The 6,770-nt window shown below is 49.6% G+C and carries 12 protein-coding genes; 1 reads left to right on the forward strand and 11 read right to left on the reverse strand.

The genetic code is table 11. The annotated features are described in order from the left end of the window. Window positions 1-3: 3 nt before the first annotated feature. Window positions 4-1,167, reverse strand: a complete 1,164-nt coding sequence (locus D8682_RS26475; RefSeq protein WP_121813252.1) for a site-specific integrase — start codon at window positions 1,165-1,167, stop codon at window positions 4-6. 14 nt (window positions 1,168-1,181) lie between these two features. Here D8682_RS26475 and D8682_RS26905 point away from each other — a divergent pair, with 14 nt between their 5' ends. After that, entirely contained in the window at window positions 1,182-1,496 is a 315-nt protein-coding gene (locus D8682_RS26905) for a hypothetical protein (RefSeq protein ID WP_162302967.1), read from the forward strand. 43 nt (window positions 1,497-1,539) lie between these two features. On the opposite strand, the gene D8682_RS26485 is transcribed toward D8682_RS26905, so the two are convergent. From D8682_RS26485 to D8682_RS26545, 10 genes are all read right to left on the reverse strand, one after another. Continuing rightward, entirely contained in the window at window positions 1,540-1,950 is a 411-nt protein-coding gene (locus tag D8682_RS26485) for a hypothetical protein (RefSeq protein WP_121813253.1), read from the reverse strand. A 216-nt stretch (window positions 1,951-2,166) separates the two neighbouring features. Continuing rightward, window positions 2,167-3,201, reverse strand: a complete 1,035-nt coding sequence (locus D8682_RS26495; protein WP_121813255.1) for a hypothetical protein — start codon at window positions 3,199-3,201, stop codon at window positions 2,167-2,169. Continuing rightward, window positions 3,194-3,424, reverse strand: a complete 231-nt coding sequence (locus D8682_RS26500; RefSeq protein WP_121813256.1) for a hypothetical protein — start codon at window positions 3,422-3,424, stop codon at window positions 3,194-3,196. Before D8682_RS26500 ends, D8682_RS26495 begins: the two co-directional genes overlap by 8 nt. After that, entirely contained in the window at window positions 3,417-3,863 is a 447-nt protein-coding gene (locus D8682_RS26505) for a hypothetical protein (protein WP_121813257.1), read from the reverse strand. The genes D8682_RS26500 and D8682_RS26505 overlap by 8 nt, the downstream gene beginning before the upstream one ends. 10 nt (window positions 3,864-3,873) lie before the next feature. After that, a complete protein-coding gene (locus D8682_RS26510; RefSeq protein WP_121813258.1) occupies window positions 3,874-4,071 on the reverse strand; it encodes a hypothetical protein in 198 nt (65 codons plus the stop codon). A 226-nt stretch (window positions 4,072-4,297) separates the two neighbouring features. Continuing rightward, a complete protein-coding gene (locus D8682_RS26520) occupies window positions 4,298-4,936 on the reverse strand; it encodes a lambda exonuclease family protein (RefSeq protein ID WP_121813260.1) in 639 nt (212 codons plus the stop codon). Between the two features lie 130 nt (window positions 4,937-5,066). Continuing rightward, entirely contained in the window at window positions 5,067-5,240 is a 174-nt protein-coding gene (locus tag D8682_RS27300; RefSeq protein WP_238392798.1) for a hypothetical protein, read from the reverse strand. A gap of 201 nt (window positions 5,241-5,441) precedes the next feature. Further along, window positions 5,442-5,732, reverse strand: coding sequence for a host-nuclease inhibitor Gam family protein (locus D8682_RS26530; RefSeq protein WP_121813262.1), 291 nt, complete (start codon window positions 5,730-5,732; stop codon window positions 5,442-5,444). Then, entirely contained in the window at window positions 5,710-6,141 is a 432-nt protein-coding gene (locus D8682_RS27305) for a hypothetical protein (protein WP_238392799.1), read from the reverse strand. The genes D8682_RS26530 and D8682_RS27305 overlap by 23 nt, the downstream gene beginning before the upstream one ends. Window positions 6,142-6,222: 81 nt before the next feature. Continuing rightward, the gene (locus D8682_RS26545) at window positions 6,223-6,528 is read right to left on the reverse strand and encodes a hypothetical protein (protein WP_238392800.1); all 306 of its coding nucleotides are present in this window, start codon (window positions 6,526-6,528) and stop codon (window positions 6,223-6,225) included. Between the last annotated feature and the right edge of the window lie 242 nt (window positions 6,529-6,770).

Genomic DNA, 6,770 nt, shown 5'->3' on the forward strand with positions numbered 1-6,770 from the left:
AAGTTAACTGCCAGATATTTTCAGCACATCTACTATATGGGACATTTCTGTGCCATTAGTTGAAAAAATCGAGTCAATTTTCTTCGAGTGTTCTGATAAGTGGTTGGGTGCCAGGTGTGCATACCTGCGCACCATTTCGATTGATTCCCAACCGCCCATTTCCTGCAAGACAGAAACCGGCACTCCGGCCTGAACCAACCAGCTGGCCCACGTGTGTCTCAGGTCGTGAAATCTGAAATCCTCAATACCCGAGTTTTTTAACGCGAGCTTCCATCTCGCACTAAAGCTTCCACTCATCTTGCGTACGGCTGGCATCTTCCTTCCTTGTGGGCTGGTGCATTCTTGCTGATGCACAAACACCCATCTATGATGGTTGCCGATTTGCCGTTTCAGCACGGCGCATGCAGTATCATTCAGCGCAACGCCAATAGCGCGGTTTGATTTGCTTTGCTCCGGGTGAATCCATGCAACCTTTCTTTGCATGTCGATCTGCTGCCATTCCAGGTTAAGAATATTTGAGCGCCGAAGTCCAGTGGAGAGGGCAAATTCAACAACGGACTTTAGTGGCTCGACACACGCATCAATCAGCCTAAGAGCCTCATGAGGCTCAAGCCATCGTATCCTTCTGTTCTTCGGAGTCTGCACCTTTATTACCGGCGCTCTCTCCAGAACCTTCCAGTCTCGCTCGGCAGCCCTTAGCAGTGATTTAATAAATGCCAGGGTTGCCGTCTTCGTCCCTTGCGCCGCTTCCTTTGGCTTCAATGCCGGTATTTCCTTACCTTTTCGCTTTGCAGCATCAACACTCATCTGCCACTTAATCTCGACAGATCGGTTTATCATCCCCTTAACGGCTGAATAAATCTTATCCTCGGTGATTTCGCTCAGGTTCATTCCGGCGAAATACTGCAGCCAGAACTTGATGCGACTCTTGTCAGCGTTGAGGGATTTCTTGTGTGCCTTCTCCTCAATCCATCGGACGCAAGCCGCCTCAAAGGAAATGTCAGCGACCTCACCAAGACGAGACACTCTCCACGCCTCGGCTTTTAATCTGTCGTGGAGTTCGCTTGCCTGACGCTTGTCCGTTGTCCCAAGAGACTGTCTAATACGGCTACCATCCGGCGCTGTGTAACTGGCGTACCAGACTTCGCCCCTGCGGAAGATTGACATGATTTCTTTTCTCCATGTTCATCAGCCGCGCTCACGGCGACAGTTTGGATCGGATTGTTCAGAGCGGCAAGGCATGCCGTCCTGGTGAAAAGGTAAGGGGAGTTCTTTCTGGTTGGGTTCTTTCTGGTATACGCGATGCGGCCAGCTTTGCACCACTGAGAAAGTGCATCCTCATCAATGCCGATGAAAGCCGCAGCTTCTCGCCTTGTCAGGCTGATTCTTTCCATTGGTTTCCTCCAAGCGTAAAAAAACCGCACGCGGCGGCAGGTTATATATGGTCTTTAATCGGTGAAATTACAGTTAATGGCTCACACATAATCCATGCTTGATGCAATGGTTCACATGCGAGCTTATTGGTGAGTGGTTTGGTTGTTATGGTTCATTTGTGACACTTTTCAGCATCACGGCGCGGCAAGCGCTTTCTTCTGCATCCAGCTCGGCAATAATTTCATCGTCCATTTTGCTAAGCGCCTTGCGAACATCCTCCGGCACCGTCACATCCTGGAGTGGCGGGGTTGAGAATAACTTGAATCCGTCAGTAAAATTATTCCAGTCCGCATGCGAATGTAGGCAGACAACTCGCGCATCAGGATGGCTACCAGTGTCGTCATATTCTCCCAAGCAAACCTCACCAATAGGCTCCTTACTCGCCTTCCGGTAAGTAAGCAACTCACGCGCCATAGCTGCGGCATCTCCACATTGAACGTGGTCGGTGTCCGTTATTACAGTCAGCTCTCCATCACTCAGCGTGCTCTGCTCTAATCCCATGCGATTGGTAGTCATTCGGCGCGCTCCCATTCAGTCATTTGATTAAGGCTGCGTTTTGCTGCTCTATTTTGAGAAGCGCTAGGATTTCGTGTGTTTGCCCATGTGGTTACATAGAGTAAACCCTTGCGTATTTGCATTATTTTTCTATTGCTTATTCTTATCTGCCCACCAAACGGGGCGGAAGATACCAGCACGCGGCGAATAGCTCTGTTGCTTGTGCGATTAGCCATGTCACTCACCACCTTCAGCAATGCCGCCAACAGTCATCAGCCAGTTTCGAATTACCTGCCATTCGTCGTTGCGATATGCGCTGTGGACGTAAATAAATGGCTTATTGAGGTTGTGCCCATTCTGCTGCAAATAGTCTTTGCAGCCATCTTCGGTAAAGCAGGCAGTAACAAACTGATCGATAGATTTCATGGCGTATCGATCATAGCCTCTGGTATCTCTTCCACCCTGGTATAGCGCCTCAAGTCTTCCAGCCTTGCACTCGTCAACTTCATGGCACTCAAACACCCAGGCTATGCGGTCACAGTCGTGTTCTTCACTGCCAACAATTTCTTGTTTATCGAACACGACGAACACAGGATGACCGGTGGTGCGGTTGCTTTGGGTTCTCAGGCTTTCACCAATGCGAGCAAATTCATCAGGAACCTCAGCACACTTCCGCTTCATCTCTGCCAGTTCATTAGATAGCTGCATCATGCCGTTGGGTGCGGAGTCGAGTTCTGCTTTGTATGCAGCGAGTTCCAAAGGGTGTTCTTTGTCCCATTGCTGCATGTATTCTTCGATTTCCCAAGCCGCTTCACCGCACTGAGCAAGACCATCTATCACCGCATTGCGCTTTTTTGAATGCTCGCACTGTTGCCATTTCTCCAGTTCCGCTATGCGCTTCTCTGCATCTACGCACTTGTCCCGCCAGCGGTTGCAGGCCATAAATGCCAACTTCCTCTGTGATTCAAGTTCTTCAATTCGTGCAGACTGCTCTTTGCTCTCCTGCTGCGCCTGCTCCAAAGCCGCTATCAGTGCAAGGACGTTTTCAGGTGATGATAATCGGAAAAACACCTCGTCAGCATCACCGTTATCACCAATGAAGCCGTACTCCATGTTTTTGTGGTCAGTGCGCAGAACCAGGGTTTTATCTAGACCAAGGCATTCATATTTAATGCTTCCACTACCATCTATTCTGTCACCAATCCTTCCGGGAGTGGCTTTCTCCGCTGCCGCCTTCATGTCCGCAATCAGTGCTTCTATTCCCTTATCCATTGCTGGCCCCCTTGCAGATGCTTCCACTTTCACATCCATTCCTCAAACTTTCCAATATGTCGTGAACGCTACTCCACGTCTGACCAATGAAGTCATAAAGTGAGTCATCTCCAACAAGCTCAGCCATCTCGATAAGTGTTTTTCGACATGACTCAAGGTTTTTTGCCCACTCCTCGCGCTTCTCCACATCACTGTTAGTTGCTTCGTATGCTGGGTTACTCATTGCCAGTCTCCTTGCGAAGTTGCGAGGCGAATTCACGGACGCTTGTTTCGCTAGCCATGACATTCAATCCTGAAAGGTGGTCAGCAAGCCTATCCACGCCCTGCGCCTGAATGTTTGCAATGGCGGCATCGGTGGCGAAGGTTGTATTAATGGCGTTCGACAGCTCATGAATGGTCTGCTCATCGACAATGTCACCATCTGGTAACTGAGTTTTGTTATAGCGACGATAAACATGACACGCCTCATCAATCAAGGCTTTACCAGTTTTCTTCAGCTCATCGCAATCAACCACTAACGCATCGTTAAGCACCTCCAGCGCATCACGCTCTTTCAGTAGCGCGGCGTAGTCTTCGTAGCTGACGTACGACCCGTCATCTACCTGAGTCATTTCTTCTTCGCCAGCATATGCGCAGCCAGCGTTGTAACGTTTAACTGTCATCTCTCATCCCTCAATGCTGAGCAAATTGCTCGCGTTCGTGTTTATTCGCATATCGCCATGTGAAGCCGCGATGTGACTTAGCGCGACCACTAATGGCTTCGTTAATGCCTGATCGATGAAAGCCAGGCGCGTAATAGGCTGACCGGAAATAAACGGTCTTCCCGGTTTCTTTGTTGGTGCCGATAACCGCCATTGGTTGTCTTGGCATCAGTGCTCCTTCAGGGTGCCATTGGCTATGCCCATCCAGTAAATAAGGTGAGTGCGGGTATAAAGTGGCGCTACTTTTCTGGCGTATTCGCCGAGGATGCGGAGATATATTGCTGACCGTTCATGTGCATTCCTTGCGCCTTCTTTCTGCCATGCTGATTCAATATCTCCCCAGCATTTACGCGCAGTGGCTCGTATTGCATTGCTCTCTGTTGCGTTCATGAGAGCTACTCACATAAGCCATATCCACCACTCAGGATCTTCGTTTTTGTTTCTGCTACAAGTCTGATGAAGTCAGCGCGACGACTGCGCAAAAGGTCAATTTCATCAATCACTTCATCTCGGTTTAACCGGTAGGCGATGAGCTGCCTTTCGGCAGGGAAGTCTGAGCAATAGCTAACAAAGTCCACCCATTCACGCCCTGAACAATCCAGGTGGCCGATAAGCTGCCATTTGTATGATGGGTCATAACTACCGCGATTTAGCGTTGCGAAGTGAGTTGCTGCTATTACAGACTTAATCTCAACAACCCCTTGTGCACCAATCAGGCCATCAGGACTGTCACCGTAGGTTGTATGGTCGAAGAACCCACCGTTATCCACATCGACAAAGTTCATCTCCTCGTAAAGCATCCGTGCTATCGGTTCCTGCTCGTGTCCGCGCTCCATGTGGTCGTTAGAGAAGCCGAACTCAGATTTACATCCCTTAATCTGCTCAAGTGCCAGTTGTAGGGCATAACGCTTTGCTGGGTCGCCAAATGCTTTGCCAGCATTCGCCATAATGACCCCGAAGTTTGAGGCGGTTACTTTCCCCAGGCGAAGCGCGTCCCACTCTTCACCGTTCTGCTCTACGTCGTGCCATATCATGATTGGCACTCCTTGATTAATTGCTGGCGGTGCTCCTCGGTGATATCCATCCTGGACATAACCGCCTCAAGGGTGCCATCACGCAGATATGCTGCCTTGGCGTTGTTCCATGCCTGAGTTTTATCAGGTGTCAGCGATGGCTTGTGACGCGTGCCGGACTGATGCGCAACCCTTCCACTGACTCACGGCCAAACCTGACGTTCTTATCAACAAATACCGTCACTTTCACGCCCACCCAATCTTCCAGGAATGGCGATCCGGTAATGCCCTTGAGCATTTTGCTGTTGGTAGCATTGAGGATCATCGGCTTAAGCTTCTCGCCTGGTCGAAGCTCTTCCTCTTCGAAATAAGCGGTGTTGAAAACATCCTTTGTCTTCTTGGTGCGGTCAGTTTCGAGAGTAGCGCGGGAGATCGTGAGAACGGTTGGTTCGATGATATCGGCGCTGCTCAGGTAGGGGAGTCGAACGCTTTGCGATAATGGGTTTTAGTGGCTGATTTGAGTTGCTCACTGGAGGCTCCTGTTAATTTTCGCCTGATTAGTTGCGATTGTTTCCGCTGCATATCGCAGGAATTCCGCTGCTTTTTCCTGAAAATCGACATCATTCATAAATGCCTGTGAAACAGCCTTTTTGTCAGCGCTCAGGGCAGAGGAGAGCATTGCTTCAAGCTTGCTGAGTGGCAGCTCGTTATCGAACTGATCGGCGAGTTCTGCCTCTTCTTCCTCATCAAGCACCTTGAGCGCCTCAGCGTCTTCACGGCGATACTCTTCACGGTCATAAGCGCGATAAGCGTTCATGCTTCCTCCTTCTGCGGATCCGGTGCTTTGCCACCAGCATTTCTTTCATTGCAGCCAGAAATTCATCTTCCGGTATCTGCATTGGTATTGGCTGACTCCACAACATCACCTCGGGCTGATTTCGATGGTCCAGGACGATTTCAACCAGCAGGTCTTTCACTTGCTTTGCCTCCGATGGGCGATGGATGTGAAGTTTGCCGTTTTTGTTTACTGCCGCTCGCCACGGTTTGCCTGGTGCATGATCAACATTCCGGGTGTTACGCACTGGCGGATTACTGTTTGTGTGTTGTACATAGCATCTCCAGGTGCTTACGGGCTGCTTTAATGATTTGCTTGAAGCGCGGGATAGTTCGGATTCTGGCGGGTAATAAGCGGACATGATGCCGCCACCCGCGATGACGTACATCATGGGTTAACTCCTGTTAGGTTTGTGTTTCATTCATCAGCGGATAGCGCTCAGGAATAAATACAGGGCGAAAAAAAGCCGCTGTTACGCGGCTGGGATTTCGATGATTTCCTTATCTCCGTTGCACCAACCTTCCTCGTAGTCGGTTTCACCTTTGCTAATGCAAATGGCTAAGTGCTCAACGTCGCTCCAGTTCATGTTGTTTGCTGCCCAATCTTCAATTTCGAAGTCGTCACATTCGAACAGCGGCACTGTGTCGTTGTTAAGGCTGTCTTCAATGGTCTTGCCGTCATTCTTGGCGTAGTAGACGGCGCGATTCATAGCGATAACGTGAACTGGAATAGCCCACTTACTGCCATCAGGCATTTCAATTTGAAGGTGCTTAGCCATGGTTACTCCTCACCGCCAATTTCCTCGTAAATCTCTTGGGCGTTGTCACCATTTTGTTCGCAAAAACTTTCCCACTTGCTCCAGTTTTCAGAAAGGAACTCAGCACGCGTGATAATTCATATTCCATACTTTTCTCCAGTTAAAAAAATGCCGCCACAATGGACGGCAATCGGGACAATGAGGGTTCAGTATCTGTTCTCAGGGAAAGCTGAAAGCAGATACGGAAGCTGGTTAACGGATAT

It is taken from the genome of Buttiauxella sp. 3AFRM03, assembly GCF_003675305.1.
GTDB classification, from domain to species: domain Bacteria; phylum Pseudomonadota; class Gammaproteobacteria; order Enterobacterales; family Enterobacteriaceae; genus Buttiauxella; species Buttiauxella ferragutiae.

Bases quoted from the DNA above. Each gene is read 5' to 3' on its own strand.
- D8682_RS27300 (WP_238392798.1), bottom strand. From the start codon at position 5,240: ATGATCCTCAATGCTACCAACAGCAAAATGCTCAAGGGCATTACCGGA.
- D8682_RS27305 (WP_238392799.1), bottom strand. From the start codon at position 6,141: ATGATGTACGTCATCGCGGGTGGCGGCATCATGTCCGCTTATTACCCG.
- D8682_RS26500 (WP_121813256.1), bottom strand. From the start codon at position 3,424: ATGAGTAACCCAGCATACGAAGCAACTAACAGTGATGTGGAGAAGCGC.
- D8682_RS26545 (WP_238392800.1), bottom strand. From the start codon at position 6,528: ATGGCTAAGCACCTTCAAATTGAAATGCCTGATGGCAGTAAGTGGGCT.
- D8682_RS26530 (WP_121813262.1), bottom strand. From the start codon at position 5,732: ATGAACGCTTATCGCGCTTATGACCGTGAAGAGTATCGCCGTGAAGAC.
- D8682_RS26520 (WP_121813260.1), bottom strand. From the start codon at position 4,936: ATGATATGGCACGACGTAGAGCAGAACGGTGAAGAGTGGGACGCGCTT.
- D8682_RS26905 (WP_162302967.1), top strand. From the start codon at position 1,182: ATGTTCATCAGCCGCGCTCACGGCGACAGTTTGGATCGGATTGTTCAG.
- D8682_RS26475 (WP_121813252.1), bottom strand. From the start codon at position 1,167: ATGTCAATCTTCCGCAGGGGCGAAGTCTGGTACGCCAGTTACACAGCG.
- D8682_RS26505 (WP_121813257.1), bottom strand. From the start codon at position 3,863: ATGACAGTTAAACGTTACAACGCTGGCTGCGCATATGCTGGCGAAGAA.
- D8682_RS26510 (WP_121813258.1), bottom strand. From the start codon at position 4,071: ATGCCAAGACAACCAATGGCGGTTATCGGCACCAACAAAGAAACCGGG.
- D8682_RS26495 (WP_121813255.1), bottom strand. From the start codon at position 3,201: ATGGATAAGGGAATAGAAGCACTGATTGCGGACATGAAGGCGGCAGCG.
- D8682_RS26485 (WP_121813253.1), bottom strand. From the start codon at position 1,950: ATGACTACCAATCGCATGGGATTAGAGCAGAGCACGCTGAGTGATGGA.